Below are 243 nucleotides of genomic sequence, written 5' to 3' on the forward strand. Positions count from 1 at the left end.
TTCACCGTCTTCGCTCTTGATATCAAAAGCGGCAGTTTCACCACGTAAACGTGAAGGCACAAGTTCCATAAGAACTTTACCGTCAGCGATTTCAAACGCAGTAGTATCGAAGAAGATATCTAGGATTTCTTCACTCGTGTACTCAAGTGCACGTAGGATGATAGACGCCGGTAATTTACGACGACGGTCAATACGTACATATAAGTTATCTTTTGCATCAAATTCGAAGTCTAACCATGAACC

General features: G+C 42.0%; 1 protein-coding gene. It reads right to left on the minus strand.

Translation table 11 applies throughout. The features are described from left to right. A partial coding sequence (locus SB765_RS32950) for a hypothetical protein (protein WP_410932939.1) occupies window positions 1-243 on the minus strand: 243 nt, incomplete at both ends.

It is taken from the genome of Pseudomonas sp. SIMBA_067, assembly GCF_046534675.1.
Taxonomy (GTDB): domain Bacteria; phylum Pseudomonadota; class Gammaproteobacteria; order Pseudomonadales; family Pseudomonadaceae; genus Aquipseudomonas; species Aquipseudomonas putida.